Here is a 25,238-nt window from a genome sequence, read left to right on the forward strand (position 1 = left end):
GTCATTAACAATTTTGTCCAAGTAATTGATCAACTACAGCTTTTAATCTTTCTGGCTCGAAAGGCTTTGTCATAAAATCCTTTGCTCCACTTTCAATTGCTTCCACAATTAACTTTTGTTGCCCTAAAGCTGTAATCATAATTATTTTTGCATCTGGAAATTCAGGAATGATTTCTTTTACCGCTGCAATACCTGTCATAACGGGCATTGTTACATCCATCGTTACAAGATCTGGTTGTAACTCACGATACATAGCCACAGCTTCCTTACCATTTGCTGCCTTACCGACTACCTCATAACCCCATTCAGTAAACATATTACTTATTGCAACACGCATAAAGAGCGTATCATCCACTACTAAAACTGTAGGCACATGTTCATCTCCCTCCACGTTAAGGTATGGTATGCCACTTTAGTTTAGCAGATTAGAAGCCTGTAAATCCACCGAAAATAGGCTCTAAAATGCGTGTTATATACGTTAATCCATCAAAGAATAACACGACACCAACGGCAATCATAATATAGCCACCGATTTTCACAATTTTTTGGCTGTGTGTACGAATCCAAGTCATCCGCGCTATAAAGAAAGATAACAAGAAGAACGGAATTGCAAAGCCTAAGAAATAAGCTAACATATAGCTAAAACCTGAACTTGGATTTGCACCAGCTAATGCTATAATCGATGCTAAAATTGGGCCAGTACACGGCGTCCAACCAGCCGCAAAGGCTATTCCGATAAATACTGATCCCAAATAACCAGATGGGCGGTTTTTAAATTGGAATTTTCGATCCTTCATTAAAAAGTCAATTTGTAGTAATCCCACAATCATTAAACCAAATACTACGATTAAGATAGCACCAACCTGACGTAATAATGTTTGATAATTAAGGAAGAACTCCGCCGCTAACGATGTCCCTAGTCCAATCATAATAAAGATAATTGAAAATCCTAGTAAAAAGAAGAGGGTATGCAAAATAGCACGTTTTTGCATCATACCTCGTTCCGCTTTTAGCTCATCTAATGTCATCCCCGTTATGTATGATAAGAATGCGGGATATAACGGTAGAGTACATGGTGAAATAAAGCTTAAAAAACCTGCACCTAAAGCTAAAAATAAGTTAATATCAGTTTCCATATTTTCTCACTCGCTCCTTACAGTTACTGCCTCCATCGTACCAAAAAACACTGTAAATTGCGCCCTTCCTGTTTGTGAACGTTTCATGGCAAAAAGGTGTTGAAAAAGTGAAGTTATATGAAGTTCTATTATACTAGTATACAAATTTATTATTCAAACTTTATTACATCAACGTGATGTAGTTCATATACTTTTGCATTATGCGCTCCCCTTATATTATCTGTCAACAATATTTATCATTTTTCCGCATTCCAAGTTATAACATTTTACGCCTATTCAAAAGGCACTAGTACAGTGCTTTCATGCAGGTGCATAGCTTTATTGTAGACTGTACAAAGTCTTTACTGTTAAATAGTGAGAAAATTTCTTTTCTTCATGTATAATAAAAACAAAAGATCCATTGATAGAAATAAATGAGGTGTAGTCCTTGGAATTAAGAAAAATTAAACCGAAAAAAATATATGAGGAAGTAACCGAAATCCTCTATGAAAAAATTAGAGCTGGCGAACTAAAACCTGGTGACCGACTTGATTCAGTAGAACAACTTGCAGAACAATTACAAGTAAGTAGATCTGCCATCCGAGAAGCTCTTTCCGCTTTAAAAGCAATGGGGCTTATTGAAATTAAGCAAGGCTCAGGTACTTTTGTTAAAAGTAATCAATCCAATCAGCTCGATTTCCCCTTATCAACTGCCATTTTAACAAATAAGCAAGATATCTCACATTTGTTAGAAGTACGCAAAATTATTGAAGTAGGAACAGCGGCTAGCGCAGCCATTCATCGAACAGACGAAGACCTACAGTCAATGATGCAAATTTTAGATGAAATGAAACATTCACAAGGTAATGGTGAGCTAGGTGAAAAAGCAGATTTTCAATTTCACGCGGCCATTTCTGCAGCATCCCAAAATCCCCTACTTGCAACTTTATTAGACCAAGTTTCAGGTTTAATGTTTGAAACGATGAAAGAGACACGACGAATTTGGTTGTACTCAAAAAAAATAACAAGTGAAAAGTTATATGATGAACATATGCAAATTTTCCTCGCAATAAAACAGCAAAATGAAGAACATGCAAAACATGCTATGGCTTCACATTTAAGTAATGTGGAAAAAGTTTTATTGCAATATTTCGAAACAACAGAAACTAAAAAATAACCGAAGCTGCCTAGTTTTTATAATAGGCAGCTCTTTATTTTTCCGAAAATTTAAAATAAATACCTTTCATTCATCTGAAAAGTTGTAGTATTATAAAAACAATACATTTACTCGTTAAGTCATCAGATGACCTGTTGATTAGTAGTTCAAGGGGTAAGAGAGACAAAAAGGAGCGGTTATTATGAAAGTTACACTTTTTGCGACTTGTTTAGTTGATATGTTTCAAGGTGATGTAGGAAAAGCTGTTGTCGAAGTTCTTGAAAGGCTTGGCTGTGATCTAGACTTCCCTGAAAATCAAATTTGCTGTGGGCAGCCTGCCTATAATAGTGGCTATGTAAAAGAATCTAAAAATGCTATGAGGAAGATGATCACAACATTTGAACATGCCGAATACGTCGTCTCCCCTTCTGGTTCTTGTGCTTATATGTTTAAGGAATACCCAGAAGTATTTAAGGGAGATCCTGTTTGGGAGCCTAAAGCGCAAGCATTGGCAAATAAAACATATGAATTTACAGAGTTTATCGTAGATGTATTAAAGATCGAGGATGTAGGCGCACATTTAGAGGGCAAGGCTACTTATCATACTTCCTGTCATATGACACGTTTGCTCGGTGTTACAGAAGCACCGTTTAAATTATTAAATCAAGTCAAAGGTTTACAGTATGTCGAACTCCCAGGTAAAGATCGATGCTGTGGATTTGGCGGTACATTTTCAGTGAAAATGGGCAATATTTCAGGAGCAATGGTCAATGAGAAAGTCCAGAATGTTGAAGAAACAGAGGCAGACATTTTAATCGGAGCTGATGCTGGTTGTTTAATCAATATCGGTGGACGAATTAATCGACAAAGTAAGCCTATTAAAGTTATGCATATTGCAGAAGTATTAAATTGCCGCTAGGAGGGGGTAAAAAAATGTCCATGAAAACAAGTGATGACCACTTTAATCATCGAGTATCGAAAGAATTAGAAAATACTTTTATGCGCGGAGCAGTGTCAAGCGCACAGGAACGCTTTCAAACACGTCGGCTAAAACAAGCTGATGAGCTCGGACATTGGGAGGAATGGCGTTCTCACGGAGAAGAAATTCGAAAGAATGTACTTGCGAATTTAGATTACTACTTGTATCAGCTAAGTGAAAATGTCTCTAAAAGAGGTGGACATGTTTACTTTGCGCAAACAGCAAAAGAAGCGACGGACTATATTCAAAGTATCGCTAAAAAGAACAAGGCTGCTAAGATTGTGAAATCAAAATCTATGGTGACGGAGGAAATTGATTTAAACGCTGCTTTAGAAGAGCTCGGTTGTGAAGTCATTGAAACAGATCTTGGAGAATACATTTTGCAAGTAGATGATCACGAGCCCCCCTCTCACATCGTTGCCCCAGCTTTGCATAAAAATAAAGAACAGATTCGTGATATTTTCAAAGAAAAACAAGGCTATGCGAAAAGTGAAAAGCCTGAGGAAATAGCTTTATATGTACGTGAAAAATTAAGGAATGAATATTTAACAGCAGATATAGGCATTACAGGCTGTAACTTTGCTATTGCAGAGAGCGGATCGATTACACTCGTGACGAATGAAGGGAATGCAGATCTAGTGACAGCCTTGCCCAAAACGCAAATTACGGTAATGGGGATGGAGAGAATTGTTCCTACATTTGAAGAGATGGAAGTGCTAGTAAGCTTATTAACAAGAAGTGCAGTTGGGCAAAAGTTAACAAGCTATATTACAACATTAACAGGGACCAAAGATGAAGGTGATACAGATGGACCAGAGGAATTCCATTTAGTCATCGTTGATAATGGGCGTTCTAATATTTTAGGCAGTGAGTTCCAGCCTATATTACAATGTATTCGCTGTGCAGCCTGTGTGAATGCTTGTCCTGTTTATCGTCATGTTGGTGGGCATTCTTATGGTTCTATCTATTCTGGGCCAGTAGGTGTCGTTCTTTCGCCATTATTAGGTGGCTATGAAGATTTTAAAGAGTTACCATATGCCTCCACATTATGTGGCGCCTGCACGGATGCTTGCCCTGTTAAAATACCGTTACATCAGCTTATTCATAGACATCGTCAAGTAATTGTTGAAAACGAAGGTAAAGCTCCTGTATCAGAAAAGCTATTAATGAAGGCCTTTGGTTTAGGTGCTTCCTCCCCTACCTTATATAAAATGGCGACAAAAATGGCTTCACCAGCAATGGCCCCTTTTACTAAAGATCAAAAAATCTCAAATGGTCCAGGCCCACTAAAAGCATGGACGGAAGCAAGAGATTTTCCAGCACCAAATAAGGATAATTTCCGTGACTGGTTTAAACACCGCCAAAAAGGAGGCGATGAATGATGGCAGGTACTATTGAAAATAGAGATGTATTTTTATCAAAAATCGCAAAACAGCTTGGGCGTGAGCCAAAAACAGAAATGGAGCGACCGACATGGCAATATCAACCTCAAGATCGTGTCCTAAAAGAAGCGACAAAAGATGAGTTAGTAGAGGTTTTAGTTGATCAATGCAAAAATATTCATACGGATATTGTCCTTACAAATACAGCAAATCTTCCAGTAGACTTACAAAAAGTAATTGAGAATTATGGAAGTCAATCTGTTATAACATGGAAAGACGAACGTTTTAAGGGCTTTGGTCTATCATCACTAATGACCGAGCAATGGCCTCAAGCAAATATTCAACTGTACGAATGGGATTCGGAGCAACCACAGGAAAATATTCGACAGGCTGAAAAAGCTAATATCGGCATTACGATTAGTGAAATAACATTAGCAGAATCAGGGACTGCTGTACTTTTTAGTAGTAAGGATAAAGGTAGATCTGTCAGCTTTTTACCCGAGAACTCTATTATTTTAATTCCGAAAAGTACGATTGTTCCACGGATGACGCAAGCAGCCCGCTTAATTAGTGAAAAAGTCAGAAATGGCGGGCAAATTGCCTCCTGTATCAACTTTATAACAGGACCAAGTAATTCAGCAGATATCGAAATGATTCTTATTGTTGGTTTACATGGACCCATGAAAGCAACTTATATTGTGATTGAGGATCAGTAAATCTTGTTGAATGAAGAAAACCAGGCATACTTCACATTGTGAAGAGATGCCTGGTTTTCTTCTAATGATATATGCAAAGCGATACATTAATTTGTTACGCTTTCAGTTACTACCTTTTGTTCATAAAACTCTGGATGTGCTTCTTTTAAGACAGATGTTCGTAGCATAACTAGTGCTATCGTTACGATAATTGCACTTGTGACAAGTAAAATAACCGTTGCCGGGAAAGTATCGTACAAGATACCGTAAACAACCATACCGATCGGCATCATTGACATTGCCATTGTTTCCATTAATCCTAATACACGTCCGCGGTATTCTTCTGAAATTAGCTTTTGCATATAAACCATAATCGGCATGTTAATTCCCATCTCAAAAATAGCGAAAATAAAGTAAATTACAATATAAAAGATAACCATCGTTAAATACGATAAATTCGTTATTAATGGAACAATCGCCAACCCTAAACTGCTAGCCAACAGTATTAGGCTGAATTTAGAAAAACGTAGTGGGGCCTTTACCTCTGCCCGTGTTGCAAAATAGACGGAAGCAATAAGCATACCAACTGCGCCTGATGCCTCTACAAAACCAAAATGAGTTGCTTTTACTTTTAATAATTCAATAATAATGTAAGTCCCCCCTACAACGATGGCAGAGAAGAACAAATTAATCCATAACGAAACCCACATAATTGTTTTTATTACTCTTTGTTGCTTAATATATCGAAAGCCACTAGTAAGCCCAGCCCACATCTTTTCTTTCTCTTCCATTTTTCCCCTTGTACTATACAGAGTAAAATTCATTGTGGCTTCTAAGCAAAACGTAATCACATATGCCACCATATGTACAAGTAAAAATGCCTCCATGGAGAAAAATCCATACATCATTCCACCGATTACTGGTCCTCCAATTGCTGCGATGGACACTGACATTTGATTAAATGACATTGCTTTTTGTAGACGTTCTGGATCTACTAGTGTTGCGATTGAAGAAGTAAATGTTACACCCGAAAAGGCAGAGCAAATTGTATTAAAAACTGTTGCAATATAAATAGCATACACCGACAAACCGACCATTTCTGTATAAAGTAGTAACCCAGCAACGGTCAAAATTGTACCTGATTGCGCTATTAAAATTGTGCGTTTCTTTGAATAATTATCAGCTACATAACCAGCCAGAGGCGCGACCAATGCACGAGGTAAAATGGAACAGATCATCGTTGTCGCAAAACTCATCGCTGACCCTGTCAGTGCCAAAATATATAAACCTATTCCAAATGATAAAACATGAGACCCTAACTGCGAGATCATTTTGCTGGCTGTAAATGTCCATAAATGATACGTTGCCTTTTTATACTTTTGCGCTTCATTCATCTAAAATCCCTCCATATTTTTAATTAGGTTAAAAAGTTTAATTTGATTAAACAAAATATAACATAGCTACCACTTTTCACGCAAGCAAAAGTTTAATATAATTAAACAAAATAATATTACTCACTTTTAACGAAAAAGGAGGCGCGGCAATGGACTCTTTAGGCACGCGAATTCGTAAATTAAGGAAGGAACAAAAATTAACATTAGAGGCACTTGCCGGTGATCGTCTAACAAAGGGCATGTTAAGCCAAATTGAAAATGATAAGGCCAAGCCTTCGATGGAAAGTCTTGATTATATAGCGGAACGTTTAGGCGTCAAAGCAAGTGAATTACTTGAACAAGTAACCCCCTCTTCCATACGTCAACTTTTAGAGCAGGTGGAAATTTTATTTGCTGAATTAAAACTTGGTAATACAAATAATGTACAGCAAATCGTAGAGATGATTAAGCCTTATATAGAAGATCTTTCGCTTAGTTATGAGGCAGGGCGTTTACTGTATATATATGCAGCAGCACAACATCATGCAAGATTAACGACATGGGCATCACCGCTTCAACAAGCACGCATTATGTTTAAAGAAATTAATTTACTAAGCCATTGGTTTGAAACTTATATATTAGAGTTGGGCATATTATCGGAAGAAAGAAACTACAAAATGGGTTATTCTTGTATTTTGCAGGCAAAAGAAGAGGCTGAACAGGAAAATTACCAATTAGATTCGCGAGATACTGTGAAAATGGCGTATTATATTAGCGTTTTTCAGTTAGCAATTGGTGAATATGAAGAAGGAAAACAACTCATTTATGAGACCATTACCGATGCACATAAAAATCAATTTTACTCTTATATAGATGATATGTATCGTATTGGGGCTTTTTGTGCCATGATTGACCATGATTTTGAGCAAGTAGAGCATATGCTGAAGAAGCTTGAGCAGTATCGGATTTTTGTCGAACAAGTGGATGTCGACGCTTTTATATTTGGATTACGTGCACATTACTATAACAGTTACACTCACGATTATAAGCAGGCACTAGAGGAAATAGAACGTTTTGGAATACTTATGCATGAGGGCTCAATAAAACTAGATAAAAACTTTTACTATTCAGAAAAAGGGAAATCCTTGTATTTGCTGGGTCAATATGAAGAAGCTAAGGAAGCATTTGAACATTTCTCAAATGTTCCCCCATTCATCTTACATCCATTTGACATATTAAGCTTAAATGAGTGCTTTTCTTATAAAGCGCTTTGCTATGCACATTTCGGAGAATTAACAACTGCCTACGAAATCGCCAAAATGGCTTATACGGATTCTCAAGATTTAATCGATCTACCTTATAAACAAAAAATTGAAGAAACTTATTATTCAATTAAAGCACAAATAAATTCGGTTCAATAAATTTTAAAGGGATTGCACTTTGACAAATGTGCAATCCCTATTTTTTAGCTCAATTTATTATTTCTAATTTCCTTCTGTATATTGCGAAGTGCTTTTTTCGAACCGCGCTCTATATCATGCTGAAGCTTTCGATCTTTATAGTCCACAAACAATGTCTCTAAATCATATCCTTCTGGGTATAATTCTGTTGCTGGTAGCTCTAATGCCAAGCGTTTAACATTTACTTTTAGGAATTCTCTCTCATAGAACACGGCAACATTAAAGAAATTATCCATTTCTTCATAAACGATTCCAACGTCATCATGATCTAACAGCTTTACTCGATCTCCCTTTTTAAATTCATACTTTCCTGTTGTCCTCACATTTTCAATCTTTGGCTTCCGTATTTTACTGTCACTTACGCGTTTTAAATGATAATCCTTACTGTCAATATAGCCTTTAGCTCTTTGTAATACTGTTTCACGTATATTCATTTTCTTAGAAATCCATAGCGCATTACTCTCTCCAGATGTTCCGATCATTAATTTATACAACGGTTCCAATGTTTCACTATTAAAACGCATAGCCGCATTCATAAAATCACTATGCATTTCAGAGAAACGCTTAATTTCTCCATAATGAGTAGTTGCCACTGTAATACAGCCCATATGATAAAACTCCTCCAAGATGGAAATGGCCAGCGCTGCTCCTTCATTTGGTTCCGTACCGCTACCTATTTCATCAAACAGCAAAAGAGTATTATTATTGGATGCCCTCATAATATCCGAAAGGTTTTTCATATGGGATGAAAACGTACTAAGTGCATTTTCAATACTTTGATTATCACCAATGTCTACAAAAACATGATCGAATATAGCTATTTCAGTCCCTTTATCCGCAACAATATGGAAGCCTGACATTGTAGCCAATGTTAATAAGCCAATGGTTTTTAGGACAACTGTTTTTCCGCCAGCATTCGGCCCTGTAATGATTAGGCTACGATAGTCTTTACCAATTTCGAAATGAAGTGGCACCGCCTCACCTGTTAACAGTGGATGCTTACAATTGACGAGCTTTATATAGCCAACATCGTTTAAGCTTGGCTCTACACCTCCAATATGCTTGCTAAACTTGGCTTTAGCAAACACCATATCATATTGGCTAATTAACTCCATGTTGATGTTGATTTCACGGACATGTTCCATCAGGAGCCCCGATAATGTCGCCAAAATCTGATATTCCTCCACCGCTTCCTCTGCCTTCAAAGTGGCCAATTCCACATTTAATTTAGAGACAACACTTGGCTCCATAAAGACTGTAGCACCTTTTGATGAAATCTCTACTATCGTCCCATGCACATGGTTTTTATAAGAAGCCTTAATAGGAATCGTGTATCGATCATCCTTCTTACTTATAAAAAATTCCTGGATATATGTTTTATTTGCACTGCTATTCAAAAATTTAGTTAAACGGTCTTTAATTTTTTCCTCTGTTGTTTCGATATGATTTCGGATACGCTTTAATTCTCTACTAGCAGCTGAATCGACACGATTTGCTTTAATCGCAAAATTTATCTCCTCTTCCACACTTTTAAATTCAGACATCGAATTAGCATAGGATGCAAGTACGGGTGCAAAAAACTCCTTTTCCAGCATAAATTTTTTAATTTTTCTACAGCCTCTTAAAAAATCTGAGATGCTAACTAATTCACTTGGGTCTAAAATGATCCCCTTTTCAAGCTTTTGAATAGTATTGTCAATATTGGATACCCCTAAAAACGGGACATGACCTTCCGCATCTAATATTGCTCGTGCCTCAGTCGTTTCATTCAAACGATTTTTAACAACTGTCAAATTTGGGCTCGGTGTTAATTTATCTAATAACTGTTTACCTAATCCACTGACACAGTATGATTTAACGATATCCTTCAATTCATTGTATTGTAACTTCTCAAAAGTAGTATGATTCATTGTTAATGTCTCCTCACTATGATTTTCTAGAATCATTCATGAAGATACCTACTCATTAGATAGCAATGATTTTTATATTCAGTTAAAAAGACAAAAAAAGCTGCGGGAGAACCCACAGCTTTTACATTACAAGGCATGTGTAAAAAGCATCATGAAAAAGACTTCATCTACATGAAGTTTAGTCAGTGCATTACACGCTTTATAAAGTATTGTAGGTATCTTCATAGGTATCGAAATAAATCCACGACTAAATAAAGGGTGATATACTGACATAAATCCCCTGGCGTCTTTAAATTTATTTCATTAAGTTGTTCCTATTTAAAACCTACCGCACTCATCAAAAGCACCTCTCATTAATTATCATTGTTATCTAATTTGTCATCATCTTACTATATGCTGGTAAAAAAGTAAAGGTACTTATGTTTAATGTGATTTATTTTAAAAAAACAACCCTTTTTATCATTTTGTTTAACAGTAATTGGATATATATTGCAAACAACCCTTTTCCCTTTACCAAGATATTAATTCTATAAGTATTACGATGATCGATCAACAATGAGACCATTGCTTAATATGTATCACGGTTTAAAGCTCTTTTGGAAAATTTCTTTTCATCTAAAATTATGATATTTTAGAATATAGTATATAAAAAAACATTAATAAAATTAATATTACTTAAGTTTTTCATATGAGAAGGTGGTTTTTTCATATATGGATATTAGACAGCTGCGATATTTCATAGCAATTGTAGAAGAAAGAAAAATTTCTGCTGCCGCTGAAAGGCTTCATATCTCCCAGCCTCCACTAAGCCAGCAACTGAAAACAATGGAAAATGAATTAGAAACGAAATTAATAGAGAGAACTGGGAAATTTTTAGAAATTACAGAAGCCGGAAGGGCCTTATATAAGTACGCGCTACAAATGACTCAGTTAATGGAAGAAGCCAGAATGGAGGTAAAAGAAGTCGGAAACGGGGAAAGCGGAAGACTAACGATAGGTATCAATACTTTTTCGGTAACCGGATTACAAGACATACTTCACCAATTTCACAAAAAATATCCTAAGGTTACATATACAATTCAACAAAATGAGTCATCTCATCTTTGTCAATTAGTGAGAGACAGGATTGTAGAGCTGGCGATTATTCGATTACCCCTCGAGTTAGATGATTTTTCAGCTATTCATCTTTATACAGAACCTTTTTACTTTATTACTTCAAATAAAAAGCAGCCTTTTAATCATCAGATTATGCTTACTGACATTCAAAACTACCCGCTGATATTACCGAGTACAGAAGGATTAGGAGTGCATTATATGATTTTGGAAGCATTTGCGAAAGCTCAACTACATCCGAATATTATTGCCGAGTGCTCTGATATCTCCCTATTATTAGATTTAGTTGCTTGTAACTTTGGGGAGGCTATTGTTCCGGAAACCGTCATTAAACAATACAAAAACTACAATATCCAAGCTTTCAAAATTACAGATACAGAGCTTTCTGCATCCACGGGCTTGATATGGCTGAAGGAACATCATCTATCAAAAACCGCTCAAAACTTTACAAAACTGTTAACTAGGCACCATCAGCAAAACACGGATTTACAGGGTCAATGATATTCTAACATTCAAAATCCCAATCTCTCATAAGTCATAATTGAGAAATTGGGATTTATTTATTCAACTATATGGCCCTTTCATGTTAAAGAACACTGATCGATTATAGTAGAATTAAAAGATTGACCTCAATCTTTAATACTGAATCACATTTTTCCGATGCTTTATTTGTTACCAAAATCTCAATAAAAACAATCACACTATTTATCATTAATAGCCCATTTGCATGCCATCAAACATTGCAAAAGCACCTAAAAGGGAGACCACTAACAAACTACACATTTAGCAGGTCCTCCAGAAGAAGTCCCAAAGATTTTCTTCCCTATATTTCTCCTGCAACTACATTACCTTTAAACATCGTAGCAGTTCTATTGGATCTTCTAGCAATAGCCTTTGCAGAGCAAGAGGCTTCAACAAAGACAATGTTTGCTTCGTCTCCGACTCTTGGCCAAATCTGATTGCCTTCATTGTTCAACGTAGTTTTCCCGTCAGTTATAAATCCAAGTGTTTGTGACAAAGAACGTTCATCAGCCCACCCTGAAATTTCTGCCAAACGACTAACACGCTCCAAAATGTCTCCGTTTCCAAATGGGGACCAGACATCGAAAATATTATCGCATCCAACAGAAACTTGGACTCCTTTCTTGTGCAATAAGCCTACAGGTGGAAATTTTCTTCCAATCGGCACGCTAGTAATGATAGAAATACCTGCATCAGCCAAAATTTCAGCCATTTCTTCTGCATGTGCCTTTGAGATTTCCCCAAGTCCAAATGCATGACTGATTGCTACTTTACCTTGCAAACCTGCTTCTTTCGTTAATGCTGCCAATCTTTTCATAGTATAGACACCGAGGTGATCCGGATCATGTAAATGTAGGTCGATTCCCGCACCCCCTTCAATAGCAAGGTCAACCATATCATGTAATGATTTTTCGATATTACCATCAACTGTAGCTGGATCGACTCCTCCTACCAACGTTGCTCCCTGACGTAGACTTTCCCTTACTAAATCATGTGCCTTTGTACGTAACAAACCGTGTTGCGGGAAGGCAACAATTTCATATGATAATTTACCTTCAAATGTTTGTAATGCTTTTTGAACCTCTTCTAAATTTTTTAATCCAACTTCTGGATATATGTCCACATGGGTACGAACGTGTGTTACCCCAGCGTTCAAGTATATATCCAGTAATTTTTCTGCCCGTTCTTGCGTGGTTATTTTTAGAGAAGAGAGTATTTTTTTCTCGATTTCGAGTCGTTCATAAATATGATTAACTGGCGTTACTGCACGCCATTCATCACCAAGCAATGTTTTATCTAAATGACAATGTTTTTCGGTAAAAGATGGTAGAAGTAACAACTGTTTTACATCCTTTTGTGGGAAATCGTCTGAAATTGTTTCATTAGCAGAGATAATTTTCGCGATTTTCCCATCCTGGATTAACAGGTGGCGGCAATCTGTCTTCGTGCCGGTTACCATATCGCTTTCTATTTGGTATTTACTCTCTACTAGGGCGTTTGTTAGCCAAAATGTTTTATCCATATTATCTACCCTTTCTTATGTAAATCATGAAAGTTTGTCTGTAACAAAATTTCCAGCAAACACTACTGCCTTTCTGTTTGCTCTCCTTGCAACCGCTTCAGCTGAACAACTTGCATCAACTAAAACGAAATCAGCATTGTCACCGACTTTTGGCCAAGCAAGTTCCCCTTCTTTATTTAACGGGGTTATGCCACCGGTAATATACCGAAGCGTTTGTCCTAGTGAGCGTTCATCTCTTAAACCGAAGCGCTCTGCCAATGTTCCTGCCTTTTCTAAGCTGTCTCCTTTTCCAAAAGGAGACCAGTGATCCATAACGCTGTCAACACCAAGAGACACATTGACACCTTTCTCTTGAAGTAATGGGATTGGTATTGTATGACCAATTGGAACGGAAGATGCAATTGAAATTCCTTGTTTGGCTAGTAGTTCAGCCACTTCGCTTACTTCCGCACGTGATATATCTGCAAATGCCAATGCATGACTAATTGTGACTCTACCTTGCCATCCAGCTTCTTGTGTTAGAGCTGCAAGCCGTTTAAAGGTAAAGATACCTAGATGACCACCATCATGTAAATGTAGATCAATATCTGCATTTGCTTCAACAGCAAGCTCCATTACAGTTTGCAAAGATTTTTCAAGATCTCCGTCAATGGTTGCTGGGTCGACACCACCTACAAGAGAAGCCCCATTGCGCAGGGCTTCTCTAACAAGTTGAACGGAGTCACTACGCAATAATCCATGTTGTGGGAAAGCAACGATTTCAACTGTAGCTTTTTCTTTATAAGCTTCCACAGCTCGTACAGTTGCCTCAAGATTTTTTAAGCCAATGACTGGGTCGACATTACAATGTGCACGAATATGAGTTGACCCTTTACTAGTTAGCAAGTTCAGTAACTTTTCAGCCCTTTCTGTGGCAACAGGAAGTAGTTTTGGAAGCAATAGTTCTTCCTCCTCCAGACGAGTGAAAATTCCCTTCGTCGGAATGGAGGGTGCTTTCCATGGTCCGCCATAGTAGGTTTTGTCAAGATGTACATGCATATCTCTAAAGGAAGGCAACATCAAATAGTTTTTTGCGTCCTTCACAGGGAAAATTGTTTCTAAGGGCTTGTCCACCGAAACAATATCTGTTATTTTTCCTGCTGTAACTTGAACGTGAAAGCTTTCCGTTTCAGTACCTGTAACTGTACCATCTAGATATTGGTAGCCGGTCTCCAATTGAACATTCTTTAACCAATATGTTTTATCTGTCAATTCCTTTTCCTCCTCGCTTGTTACTGCGCGTTTATTTATTTAATTCATTCCAGTGTTGGTATTCTTTGATGTCGTCTTTATGTTGATGCTGTTCCCTCTTTTATTGATAATGTTATCATTGTATAAAATATATTAAAAATATTAAAAAAATTACTTTTCGTTAGGTTTTTGATATATCGGAAGATAAAAATCACAATCATATGCGTTTTGGAGAAATCTTTCGGCAGTTTTTGGGAAGTATTTTATACTATATTCCTATCAATTTGTCTTATCTGTTCGGGGCATGCATGCTACATGTTAGTAGCTTCATATCGTTAAGAAGTAAAAATGGAGCAATTAATCCAAGAACATAAGGTTTTGATTGTCACTAAGTGAGAGGTTATTATCTAATGGTTCCTTTTTTTGAAAAAGTAAAACGGTTCTAAGCTTAAAGTATTAAATTGAAAAATCAATAATTTGGTAATGTTTTTTTGGGGAGTTAAGTTCTGTCAGGTACACTCAATTTACATCGGCGAAATCAAAAATAATTATTGAATTAGAAGGTGGAAAAATGATTTAGAAAGCAAATAAATCAACACCTTTACTGGATTGACAATAGCATTATCACCGTGCAGTACAAGTGACAACGCAAATGAACCAAAGAAAGAAACAAAATAGTCATCTGTATCAAGATGAATATGAGGAAGTTCCATTAATCGATCCCGCCCTATAGTTGAAGATTTCAAAATATAAAAAGTGACGACGCATACATACGTTTAGACTGAAGTAAACTATATTATAAAAACACAAATGATTTTTTGTGCTTTATTAAGTTTTATTTGACTCTTCAATTGGAGTTGGATAATCACAGGATAAGGTACGAATTTATAAAAAGAAGGAGAGATACGATGTTCGATCAAGTTGCGTATTTTATTTTTCAAGCCCTAGTAATTCTAACGGTTTTGGTTGTTGTGATTGGACTCCCTCTTGGGGATACACTGTTAAGAAAAAAATAAGACTGCATCTAGTTAATTATTATAGGTAATATATTATCTGCATAATTTTATTCATTTAAGTCGATAGTGCAACAGTGTTCCAAATACCACTAAAACACTACTAGGCCTTACTTTTGAAGAAAGTGCATAAAAACATGTATAAATAAGGTTCACAAAGAAAGCCATGAAACGTTGATAGTACAACATTCGTGGCTTTTGTGGCGTGTCCAAACTTTCATTTCATTTCATTTCATTTCTTTTGCTACGAAATACAATTCTTTACTTTCATTGTTCATATTTAGCTCACCCTCATAATTTTTGGTAAAGAGTATAATTTGTACACTGTATACTTGGTCTCCGTTAGGATAAAGGGCGAACCCTTTTTCGCAATGATCATTTGCAATATACTCCTATAATTTGTAAGAAGGTATGATATAATTAAATTTACAAAATTAAACAAACAGTCCATTTTGCGGAACAAGGATTAGAAATTTTTAAAAAAAGAGTTAGCATTTGTGAATACTTTGTATACCCTATTTTAAGAATTATGGAAATGATATTAGGAATGTTCTAGGATGTGTGAAAATAGCTTTTCATAGGAGAGGAGATAAAAAAAATGATTGAATTACGAAAAATAACCGGGGATAACATAGATGAAGTAATAGCACTTGAAGTGGGAGAAAACCAGAAAGATTTTATACAAACTACTAACCTCAGAAGCTTTGGAGACGCTCATATGTTGAACGCAGACGGGATACCAGCGACTCCCATTGCCATTTATGCCGATGGAGTTGCGGTTGGATTTTTGATGTATATTTATGATACGTTGGATCATGAATCATTTGAAAATGAAGTTTTTTACGGGAAGAAGAGCTATTTTATTTGGCATATTATGATTGATATGAGTTACCAAGGGAAAGGATATGGCAAACTTGCTTTTGAAAAAATGTTGATGGATGTTGAAACTATGCCAAATGGAGAAGCAGAATATGTAACCCTCTTTTATCGAACAAGTAATGTCATAGCTAAAACATTATACGCTTCATTTGGTTTCGTAGATACAGGAATCATTCAGGATAATTCGATGCTGGCGATTAAATATCTAGATGGGAAAATAACAGAATCCTTAGTAGAATAGGATCTCTCGGAAAGAAATGAAAGCTATCAACGTCTCGACCCATAATAACACAAATATCCAGAAGAAAAAAAACGATTTTGTTAACTCTGTCTTAGCACAAATATACTATCTAATCGGGCTCGATTGTTTTAAAATTACAAGTTCGTTGTAAATCCTCATAAATCTGAAGCTCCCTCAACATAATGTCCAGTTTTATCTGTAGGCATCTCCTTTTAATAAAGATATAAAAACTTATGTGTAAGTTTTCGACAATTGAACAATTGATCTCCTTATTCTTCATACTTTCTTATTTCCTACACAATCTGGCCCGATTGATGAACACAAGTTAAACAACATTCTGCTCGACCATTCTTCATTTTTATTAATCTCAATTGATAGTTTCTATTTGTGTGAAATGCTAGGATACTATCCCAATTCTATAGAAACATTGAATGGCAAAAAGCTCTTTACCTCCCCTCACATTGCAGGGACTTTTCTAAAAACAAAAACAGTAGTACAATCCAAAGGCAAGGTTTGTACTACTAACATTCGTGTATTTAATTATGCAGATTTATGATGAGCCCTTCTCACTTCAATGATTTTCGATCCTGAAAACAGTAGTAAGGCAGCCCAAATAATGCTAAATGCCAAAAGCTCTATTTGACTAAACGGTTCCTTAAAAAGTACGATCCCTATAACTAACGTAATCGTTGGCGATACGTATTGAATAAAGCCTAATAAATAGAGTGGAATATTTTGTGCACCTTTCGCAAATAAAATTAACGGTACTGCTGTCACGATACCACTTACAATCATGAGGATGTCTGTTTTCACATCAACATGTAAAAAAGAGGCATGATTCGTTGTAAAGAGGTAAACATAATAGCCTAATGCAAACGGTAAAATAAATAACGTTTCTATGGCTAGACCTCTTGTCGCATCAAGCTTAATTTTCTTTTTCAGAACACCATAAATTGCGAAGGATATAGCAATAAGAAGTGCAACCCATGGGATTGATCCATAATTTATCGTTAAAATAATTACAGCAATAAAGGCAATTCCGGTAGCCACCCATTGCGCACGATTAAGTGCTTCTTTAAAGAAAATAACCCCTAAAATAACTGACAGTAAAGGATTAATATAATAGCCTAAGCTCGTTTCAATTAAGTGATTATGGTTAACTGCCCAAATATATAAATACCAGTTCATCGAAATAACAAATGAAGCTCCAGCAAGCTGCCAAAAATGCTTTTGGTGTGACCACAAATATTTTAAGTCTGCGAGAAGATCCTTGCGCATTCCAAATACTATTACTGCTAGTACCGTAAAGACAAAGGACCAAATGACGCGCGATAATAAAATTTCCATACTCGGTACATGTTCAAGTAGTTTCCAATAAAGCGGAAATGCACCCCAAAAAGCATAGGCGAAAAATGCTGCTAGAACTCCTTTTTTCTCATTTGACATTGCCTCTAACTCTCCTACTCCATATGAATCTATACGACTTTGCGTATTATACCATTAAAAGAATAGACTTATTATAGGACTTTGAGTGGAAACTGTAAATGCCCAATTTTAATAAATTGACATGTATATTGTTACTTTTTTATTTCAGATTCAAGCTCAGAAATATATTTGCGCACCGTACTATAACTAATATCAGGATTAATTTGACGTTTAATACGAATATGAATCTCTTTAATACCGACACCTTGCTCTCGCATATCGCGAATCATACATTTTAAAGGACCTGACAATGATTCCTTTGACAGCGCAGTATATTTACTTAATTCAATTAGTAGCTCTGTATTTTGTCGGCGAATTTCCTTGAGCTCTTCTACGACGCAATTATATTCTGTTAACTTTTTTTGTAAGACGGCGTTTTGCTTCTTTATTTTTTGCATGTCTTCCACAAGCTCTAAATTTTGTTTCTTTAAAATTTTCCTCTCTTGCTCTAAGATTGTGTGCTTTTCATCTAAATCTATATGCAAGGCATTGAACAGTTCTTCTATATGCGTTAATTCATGGTAGCGACTTTTTATTACGAGCATTAGTTTTTCTGTCGTATTAATCGCAAGTGCTCCATCATTTAAAGACTCACAAGATAATAAAGTTGGATTCATTTTGCTCATCATCTTTTCTTTCTCCATGATTGATTGTTTTATATAATCGAATTTCAGTGTTTAGCATCTTTCCTCTTCCTTTTCTCTGATAATGATTCTCATTTACTTTATCATAATGAGGAATTTCAATTTTGTCAAAAAATAAAAAAACTTCTTGCAAGATAAGATTGCAAGAAGCTTTACATTTACATTTTTTTCAGTTTTTCATATTCAAGTTGTAAACGTTCAATACGTTTACGGCCTTCCTCACGATTTCTTGCTGTTTCTGCTTGAATTTGCTTCGTTTCTTGAATACCTGACATAATTGTTTGCCATGTTGTTTCAATTGTTTCGATTTTAATGCTCGGGCTACCAGCCACTCGTGCGATATTAACGCTATTTTTACTAATATTTTCTGCATTTTTGACAAGCATTTCATTTGTACGACGGTCTAATTCACTCATTGAATCAGAAATTAGTTTTTGGCGCTTTAACGTCACCGCATGAATAAGCCCTTGCTTGAATATAGGAATTGTCGTCACAAATGCAGAGTTAATTTTAGCAATTAAATGGTTATTACCTTGCTGCATTAATCGAATTTGTGGAGCAGACTGGAATGATACTTGTTGTGCCATTTCTAAATCATAACGACGTTGTTCTAGTAAATCAACGGCACGTACCATCGTTTCATATTCCATTGCTGCTAATTGATCGCCAGTTTGTGCTTTTTGCTCTAGTGCTGGTAACGATGAACGCACTTCATCTGTTTTCACTTCAATTGCTGCTATAAATTTACTTAGCGTTTGGAAATAGTTTAAGTTTTGATCATATAAATTCTCAAGATCAATAGTATTTCGCTTCATTTCACCTTCGTATTTTTGAACTTCACGGAAAATAACGTCAACTTCTTTATTCATGCTGTCATATTTGGATAGAAACTTTTCTAATTGTTCCTTTCCTTTACTGAACAGCTTCGTAAGGAAGCCTCCTTTTTGTTCCTCCGCAAAATCTTGAGGATCAAATTTATCCATAATTCTATTTAAATTATTTAATAATACACTTGATTCCTCAAGCTTACTTGTTTTCATCGTTGCTAGCATTTTATCTGAAAAGGTAGAAATACCATTCGCCGTTTCTTTTCCGAGTTCTAGCATAGCAATTTGATCTTTCTCATCAATTTTTTGTGCTAATGCATGAACCTCAGGATCTTGCTTAAGCGCAAGTTGATTTTGAGCAATTTGTGATAGCTCTTGCTCAGAAACAAGCACTGGTTTTTGTGCTTGCTCCGCCTGTAATAATGGATTAGGTTGTAATAATGGATTTTCTGATGCGAATGGATCCTTTGATTTCAATAGGTCGTTGTCAAATTCAGACATAAAGTTTTACCCCCTGCAATTTATCTCTTTTACTTACATACGTTTCCAAGCTAAAAAAGTTTCATTTTAGTCAAGCATCTGCAAAATAAGAGTCACTAAATGTAGGAAAACTCTCGAGATGCTCTAGTTGATTTTCTTATGGGCAAGGCGTTAAATAGGTGATTATTTAATAAAGATTCAATCCTTGCTTGAGAAAACAATACTTCACTCTCTACTACAAATTATAGCTTGTTTCATTCAGAAATTCGACTGAATCCACGAAATACTTTACATCGTTTTCTAGTATTTACATATTTGCACTAAAAAAGCAGCTACTAAATGTAGCTGCTTTCACCATCATGTTGTCACTTTTAGTACGGTCTTAATTTTTTGAATAACGCCACCTGAACTATAAGTTAGCACACTGCGTTTATAGAATGAAATACTGAATAAGTAAGCCACAATAATTGTCGCTATTAAAATACCTAATGATAAAAGTGGTACCATCACTCCTATATCAGTAGCCCCGATACGCATCGGCATGATCATTCCAGACGTAAATGGAATATAAGAGAATATCTTAATGATCATTGTATCCGGATTCCCCATTCCCGATAACATAACATAGAAACCAATTAATGTAATCATCATGGCTGGCATTAATACTTGACCTGCCTCTTCAACTTTAGACACTAAAGAACCGAATAGTGCGCCAACAATTAAATAAAGAATAATTGTTAATAGTAAGAATAGCACAGCATATATGACATAACCAATCGATAATTCACTAACGATACTAGCTGCCATATCCCAAATAATGCCGTTCTTCGCAAATTTCGCATAGATTAGGAAGACCACTATAATAATACCCATCTGTGTTAAGGCGAGTAATAATACACCAGCAATTTTTGCTTTAAAATGGGTAGCTGGTTTAACACTTACTAGTAGCATTTCCATTGCACGTGAACCTTTTTCAGTCGCAATTTCCGTTGTAATCATCGATAGGAATGTAGAAATAAAGAAATAAATTAAAATACCTACTGCATAAGATACAAATTGTCCCGATTGTTTTTCTTCTTCGCTTTTACCACCTGTAGACTCTGTATTTAAGTTTTTATCAGTAATAATCGTTTTGGCATCCATAATTTGTGCTGCTTGGTTTGGTGTTAATGATAACTGTTGTACAGCATAATTTTGGCCAGCAAGTTGCAATATCGAATTTATCGCACCTTGATCATTTAATTTCAACGGTGTGAAAGTGGTAATTTCAGCATGTAGCTGTCCATCTTGATCTGTTATTTTAACGATTGCATCTAGCTTTTCGTCTTTGACCTTTTTCTCTAGCTCCGATATATTCGATTCATTTTGTATAAATTCCATATCACCATTCGATACAAAGAGACTACTTAAATCAGCTGTTGTTTCATTGACGATTGCAATTTGTTGCGCTTGATCATCACCTGTAAAAAGCTCTTTAATATCTGACCAGAAAACTGCAACGGACATCCCGAGTATATAAATGACTGTCATTACTACAAAGGATTTTGATTTTATTTTTGATGTGTAAAGCTGTTTCATTAATAAATTAAACTTCGACAACGTTGCCACCTACCTTATCTTTAAAGATCTCATCTAACGATAAATAATCTAAGCTGAATTTTTCTATATATTTACCATTGGAAAGCTTCTCGAAAATACTTTGTGCATAGCTCTCATCCTCCAGAGTAAGCACAGTTTGCTCTTTCTCCACTCGGACATCTTTGACTCCTTCTAGTGTCAACAATTGAGTTGTCGACCACTCTGTACGCACTGCTAATCTCGTTTTTCCGTATTGTTTCTTTAAATCTAGTAAACTACCTGAAAATAGAGAGACTCCACGTTTTAATAGACAAAGATGATCACATAGCTCCTCTACATTATCCATCTGGTGACTAGAGAACAAAATCGTTGTGCCCTGTTCTTTTAAATGTAATATTGCATCTTTCAGTAAATCTTTATTCACAGGATCCAGTCCACTGAATGGTTCGTCTAGTATTAAGAACTGCGGTTTATGAATAAAGCTAGCAATCAGTTGTACTTTTTGCTGATTCCCTTTTGACAACGTTTCAGCCTTATCTTTTCGTCTTTCTTCGAGCTCAAATCGATTAATCCAATAATCAATCTCCTTCTTTAACTCCGACTTCTTCATGCCACGTAGCTCGCCGAAAAAGTAAAGCTGATCTTCTACCTTCATCGTCGGAAAAATGCCTCGTTCCTCTGGTAAATAGCCAAGTACATCACGGTTAATGGCATTAACGGGTTTGCCATCCCATGTGATCGTACCAGCCGTTGTCTCTTGTAAATCTAGTATCATTCGGAACGTCGTTGTTTTACCAGCTCCGTTTTGTCCAATCAGGCCAAAAATCTCCCCTTTTTCAATCGTAAAGTTTAGATTATCGACTGCTGTGAAATCTTTGTATTTCTTTGTGACACGCTCTAATTGTAATGTCATTCTTTTTCCTCCTACGCTTCAAATATATGTAATTCTCTTTGCAGTCCTTTTTTACGTCTTTCAACCTTCAAAATTTGTGTACACATTATTATTACGACTACAAAATTTATAGATGATACTCCCGTGGTTAAAATTATTTCTGTTGATTCACCAAGTAAAATATAAAGATTGATAAATCCAATTAATAAATTAAGAAATGTTGCAGCAATAAAAAGGCGGCTTATAAATGTTAAATATTTTATTTTCGAAGAACTATCTGAAAATAATTCAAATGGACCTTCTGATTTCTTTTTTCGGTAATAAGCCCATACTCCAAATTTTGAAACAAACTCAATATTCATCGTCTCTAAAAAATCAAAGTAATCCTGCTTTTTACCTTTGACTAGTTCATTGCGATATATGTATTGACTAGGTTCCCCTTTTTCAAAAATAAAGTATCCCACCATTGTACGCTTTAGATGCCAACCTTGTGCCGCCATATCATTAACCCATGCTTCTTCCTTTTCATAATCAAGAAAAAAACGATACACTCTTTTTCTCACAAAATTCCACCTCCCATCTAAATCTTACAAAATTGATGTGAACTCCTGGTTAAATATGCGCCTTGATAATAGCCGTAATACCGTAGCATTTTCTTTGTTTAATTATTTAATTTTTCTGATTTCCCGGAAAATAATTTCTAAGCAGATATTCATCCCAATCTGATAAACTTTTCATCCAGGTTGGCAAATAGACAACCAGACTTTTTAGTTATTTCCTATACTAATCTGTATACAGATCCAAATCCTTCTTTAATTTATGGCGCACACGCATAAGTTTTAATAATGGAATTGAAAATAATACGACTACAAGAATATTAGTGATATTCATTGATAATTTAATCCAGTCTATTGCCTGTGCTGAAAAAATTCCACTCAGTCCAATTACAGCTATAACCAAATTTAGGAGGATGAGTGATAGTAGCACTGAAATTTTTTGAGACAGCTTACTAATTTTATTTTTCTTATCAGAGTAAAGTTCAAAAGGACCATCATTTGCTGACTTTCTAAAGAATACGAAATGACCAGAACGATCTACCTGTTCAATTCCCGAGGAATTTAGAAATTCTAAGTATTCGTCTTCATATGAGGTACCAAATCGCTCCAATTCATCATGCCGATAAATATAGCTACCTGGTTCCCCACGCTCGAACGTAAAACGTATCCAAGTAAACTTTTTCAAATGCCAACCTTGGTTTGCCATATCGTTAACCCATCTCTCAATATCATAAGGGTTAACAACCAATCGATATTTATCCATTCGTTCCATCATCCTTTGTTATACGGATACCATTGTCAAAAAGTTCCCTTAATCTCAAAATTTCATATTCAATGACTTTTTTTCCACTTTTAGTAATGATGTATTCCTTTTTTCGACCGTCACCACCTAGCGCTTCAATCCATCCTCGTTCGAGTAATGTTTTGATTGCTCCATAAATCGTACCCGCTCCAAGGCGGACTCGACCATTACTCATTTCCTCTACCAGTTGCATGATGCCGTAACCATGCCTAGCATCAAATAACGCTAATAAAATATAATAAACGCCCTCTGTTAAAGGCGGATGCTCTTGCGTCATACGAATCCCCCTTTTATATCGCCTAACAATATATCGTCAGCTGATACATTTAGAATATATCAGCTGACGATATAGTTGTCAATGTTATTTTTTCCATAAAAAGTTATTAACACACTTAGTGTAGTACTATTAGGTTGTTTTGATTCACATTTAGTAATATTCCTGATTACTGTAACATTGGCCATTTCTACTATCGTCATAGCTTTAAAAAGATCAAAAGTAAAAAGCAAAAGTGAGCAAATTTCCCCCACTACTGTTCAATAATATTGTTAAAAAAGCGATGTACTAATGTTGAGTTAGTACATCGATTTTTTAATAAAATCATAAAACAGTGAAGATACCTTTGCTAAGATGCGGTACTTTAAATAAAGGTGCTTTCCGTTCCAGGCAATCTCTTTCCCGTGGGTGAGAGTCGAGCCACCACCTTCTCTTATATTGTTGCTGTCGGAACGGAAATCACTCCCTCGGTTTGCCGATGAGTCCTTTAATACTTTTCACCAATCCGCAAAATAGCAGCAAGTTGTTTATTTAAGGTACCTACGCTGTCCTCAAAATCTTGGCGATACCATTGAATGATTAGGCCGATGATTGCATTTGCTTGATACGCACTATAATATTCAATGGATATCTCATCATGTATTTCATTATGGATTGTGATATCCCTTTTTAGCAAAGAGAAAATTCCATCAAATAACATATAATAGTAGGTCAGCGGTACATTTTTTGAAAAAACAATGCGATAAAACATTTTAAAGCGCTCAATATGATGAAAAATACGAATAGTATTTGGATCTATTTGATTTTTATCCATTGTTGTTACTGCACGGTACGGTTCCTCGTAGGAATTATTCAAATCCTCCATAATTTCCTGAAAGTATTCCTCAAATAGCCCTTCCTTTTGCTCATAGTGCAAGTAGAAGGTACCTCTATTCACCTTTGCCATCCGACAAATTTCTGCGATGGTAATGTTCTCTAAAGGCTTCTTACTCAGTAATGTTAGTAAAGCATTATGTAATGCTTGCTTCGTTTTGACAACTCGTAAATCGTTAGCGCTCAAATAATTTATCCCCTTATTAAACAGATTTTTTATATATGTTGATTACTGA

Annotated in this window: 23 protein-coding genes; 7 read left to right on the forward strand and 16 right to left on the reverse strand. The window is 35.8% G+C overall.

Annotated elements, in window-relative coordinates:
- Positions 1-4: 4 nt before the first annotated feature.
- A complete protein-coding gene (locus ACVYAD_RS03780) occupies positions 5-391 on the reverse strand; it encodes a response regulator (protein WP_079560127.1) in 387 nt (128 codons plus the stop codon).
- A 34-nt stretch (positions 392-425) separates the two neighbouring features.
- On the reverse strand, positions 426-1,136 hold the full coding sequence (locus ACVYAD_RS03785; RefSeq protein ID WP_349658732.1) for a cytochrome c biogenesis CcdA family protein: 711 nt from the start codon (positions 1,134-1,136) through the stop codon (positions 426-428).
- Positions 1,137-1,563: 427 nt separating this feature from the next.
- On the opposite strand from ACVYAD_RS03785, the gene ACVYAD_RS03790 reads away from it, so the two are divergent.
- The 4 genes from ACVYAD_RS03790 to ACVYAD_RS03805 all read left to right on the forward strand — a co-directional run bounded on the left by ACVYAD_RS03790 (position 1,564) and on the right by ACVYAD_RS03805 (position 5,348).
- Positions 1,564-2,292, forward strand: a complete 729-nt coding sequence (locus tag ACVYAD_RS03790) for a FadR/GntR family transcriptional regulator (protein ID WP_476424705.1) — start codon at positions 1,564-1,566, stop codon at positions 2,290-2,292.
- A 181-nt stretch (positions 2,293-2,473) separates the two neighbouring features.
- Complete coding sequence (locus ACVYAD_RS03795; protein ID WP_349658734.1) at positions 2,474-3,190, forward strand: (Fe-S)-binding protein; 717 nt, start codon at positions 2,474-2,476, stop codon at positions 3,188-3,190.
- Between the two features lie 14 nt (positions 3,191-3,204).
- The gene (locus ACVYAD_RS03800) at positions 3,205-4,632 is read left to right on the forward strand and encodes a LutB/LldF family L-lactate oxidation iron-sulfur protein (protein ID WP_476424707.1); all 1,428 of its coding nucleotides are present in this window, start codon (positions 3,205-3,207) and stop codon (positions 4,630-4,632) included.
- The gene (locus ACVYAD_RS03805) at positions 4,632-5,348 is read left to right on the forward strand and encodes a LutC/YkgG family protein (RefSeq protein ID WP_476424932.1); all 717 of its coding nucleotides are present in this window, start codon (positions 4,632-4,634) and stop codon (positions 5,346-5,348) included. The genes ACVYAD_RS03800 and ACVYAD_RS03805 overlap by 1 nt, the downstream gene beginning before the upstream one ends.
- 86 nt (positions 5,349-5,434) lie before the next feature.
- On the opposite strand, the gene ACVYAD_RS03810 is transcribed toward ACVYAD_RS03805, so the two are convergent.
- Complete coding sequence (locus tag ACVYAD_RS03810; RefSeq protein ID WP_476424708.1) at positions 5,435-6,721, reverse strand: MFS transporter; 1,287 nt, start codon at positions 6,719-6,721, stop codon at positions 5,435-5,437.
- Positions 6,722-6,870: 149 nt separating this feature from the next.
- On the opposite strand from ACVYAD_RS03810, the gene ACVYAD_RS03815 reads away from it, so the two are divergent.
- Positions 6,871-8,121 (forward strand): helix-turn-helix domain-containing protein, encoded by a 1,251-nt coding sequence (locus ACVYAD_RS03815; RefSeq protein ID WP_476424710.1) that lies wholly within the window; start codon positions 6,871-6,873, stop codon positions 8,119-8,121.
- Positions 8,122-8,165: 44 nt separating this feature from the next.
- Here the strand turns inward: ACVYAD_RS03815 and ACVYAD_RS03820 are convergent, their stop codons facing one another.
- Entirely contained in the window at positions 8,166-10,070 is a 1,905-nt protein-coding gene (locus ACVYAD_RS03820; RefSeq protein WP_476424712.1) for an endonuclease MutS2, read from the reverse strand.
- A gap of 711 nt (positions 10,071-10,781) precedes the next feature.
- Here ACVYAD_RS03820 and ACVYAD_RS03825 point away from each other — a divergent pair.
- Positions 10,782-11,684, forward strand: a complete 903-nt coding sequence (locus tag ACVYAD_RS03825; RefSeq protein ID WP_476424714.1) for a LysR family transcriptional regulator — start codon at positions 10,782-10,784, stop codon at positions 11,682-11,684.
- A gap of 322 nt (positions 11,685-12,006) precedes the next feature.
- On the opposite strand, the gene ACVYAD_RS03830 is transcribed toward ACVYAD_RS03825, so the two are convergent.
- From ACVYAD_RS03830 to ACVYAD_RS03840, 3 genes are all read right to left on the reverse strand, one after another.
- Positions 12,007-13,227, reverse strand: coding sequence for an amidohydrolase (locus ACVYAD_RS03830; protein WP_476424716.1), 1,221 nt, complete (start codon positions 13,225-13,227; stop codon positions 12,007-12,009).
- A gap of 24 nt (positions 13,228-13,251) precedes the next feature.
- Positions 13,252-14,478: an amidohydrolase gene (locus tag ACVYAD_RS03835; protein ID WP_476424718.1), complete on the reverse strand. Its 1,227-nt coding sequence runs from the start codon at positions 14,476-14,478 to the stop codon at positions 13,252-13,254.
- Between the two features lie 527 nt (positions 14,479-15,005).
- The gene (locus tag ACVYAD_RS03840; RefSeq protein WP_476424719.1) at positions 15,006-15,170 is read right to left on the reverse strand and encodes a hypothetical protein; all 165 of its coding nucleotides are present in this window, start codon (positions 15,168-15,170) and stop codon (positions 15,006-15,008) included.
- 898 nt (positions 15,171-16,068) lie between these two features.
- Here ACVYAD_RS03840 and ACVYAD_RS03845 point away from each other — a divergent pair.
- Entirely contained in the window at positions 16,069-16,590 is a 522-nt protein-coding gene (locus ACVYAD_RS03845; protein ID WP_476424721.1) for a GNAT family N-acetyltransferase, read from the forward strand.
- Between the two features lie 540 nt (positions 16,591-17,130).
- On the opposite strand, the gene rarD is transcribed toward ACVYAD_RS03845, so the two are convergent.
- From rarD to ACVYAD_RS03890, 9 genes are all read right to left on the reverse strand, one after another.
- Positions 17,131-18,036: an EamA family transporter RarD gene (gene rarD / locus ACVYAD_RS03850; protein WP_349658745.1), complete on the reverse strand. Its 906-nt coding sequence runs from the start codon at positions 18,034-18,036 to the stop codon at positions 17,131-17,133.
- A gap of 131 nt (positions 18,037-18,167) precedes the next feature.
- On the reverse strand, positions 18,168-18,704 hold the full coding sequence (locus ACVYAD_RS03855) for a hypothetical protein (protein ID WP_349658746.1): 537 nt from the start codon (positions 18,702-18,704) through the stop codon (positions 18,168-18,170).
- A gap of 173 nt (positions 18,705-18,877) precedes the next feature.
- Positions 18,878-20,047, reverse strand: a complete 1,170-nt coding sequence (locus ACVYAD_RS03860) for a toxic anion resistance protein (RefSeq protein WP_476424724.1) — start codon at positions 20,045-20,047, stop codon at positions 18,878-18,880.
- 336 nt (positions 20,048-20,383) lie between these two features.
- Complete coding sequence (locus ACVYAD_RS03865) at positions 20,384-21,625, reverse strand: ABC transporter permease (RefSeq protein WP_476424726.1); 1,242 nt, start codon at positions 21,623-21,625, stop codon at positions 20,384-20,386.
- Entirely contained in the window at positions 21,612-22,517 is a 906-nt protein-coding gene (locus tag ACVYAD_RS03870) for an ABC transporter ATP-binding protein (protein WP_197144072.1), read from the reverse strand. The genes ACVYAD_RS03865 and ACVYAD_RS03870 overlap by 14 nt, the downstream gene beginning before the upstream one ends.
- Positions 22,518-22,528: 11 nt before the next feature.
- Complete coding sequence (locus ACVYAD_RS03875; protein WP_476424728.1) at positions 22,529-23,059, reverse strand: DUF2812 domain-containing protein; 531 nt, start codon at positions 23,057-23,059, stop codon at positions 22,529-22,531.
- 220 nt (positions 23,060-23,279) lie between these two features.
- The gene (locus ACVYAD_RS03880) at positions 23,280-23,816 is read right to left on the reverse strand and encodes a DUF2812 domain-containing protein (RefSeq protein WP_476424730.1); all 537 of its coding nucleotides are present in this window, start codon (positions 23,814-23,816) and stop codon (positions 23,280-23,282) included.
- Positions 23,809-24,132 (reverse strand): PadR family transcriptional regulator, encoded by a 324-nt coding sequence (locus tag ACVYAD_RS03885; protein WP_349658751.1) that lies wholly within the window; start codon positions 24,130-24,132, stop codon positions 23,809-23,811. Before ACVYAD_RS03885 ends, ACVYAD_RS03880 begins: the two co-directional genes overlap by 8 nt.
- Before the next feature lie 484 nt (positions 24,133-24,616).
- Positions 24,617-25,189: a TetR/AcrR family transcriptional regulator gene (locus ACVYAD_RS03890; RefSeq protein ID WP_349658752.1), complete on the reverse strand. Its 573-nt coding sequence runs from the start codon at positions 25,187-25,189 to the stop codon at positions 24,617-24,619.
- Positions 25,190-25,238 lie beyond the last annotated feature (49 nt).

This window comes from Lysinibacillus sp. G1-3 (assembly GCF_056322905.1).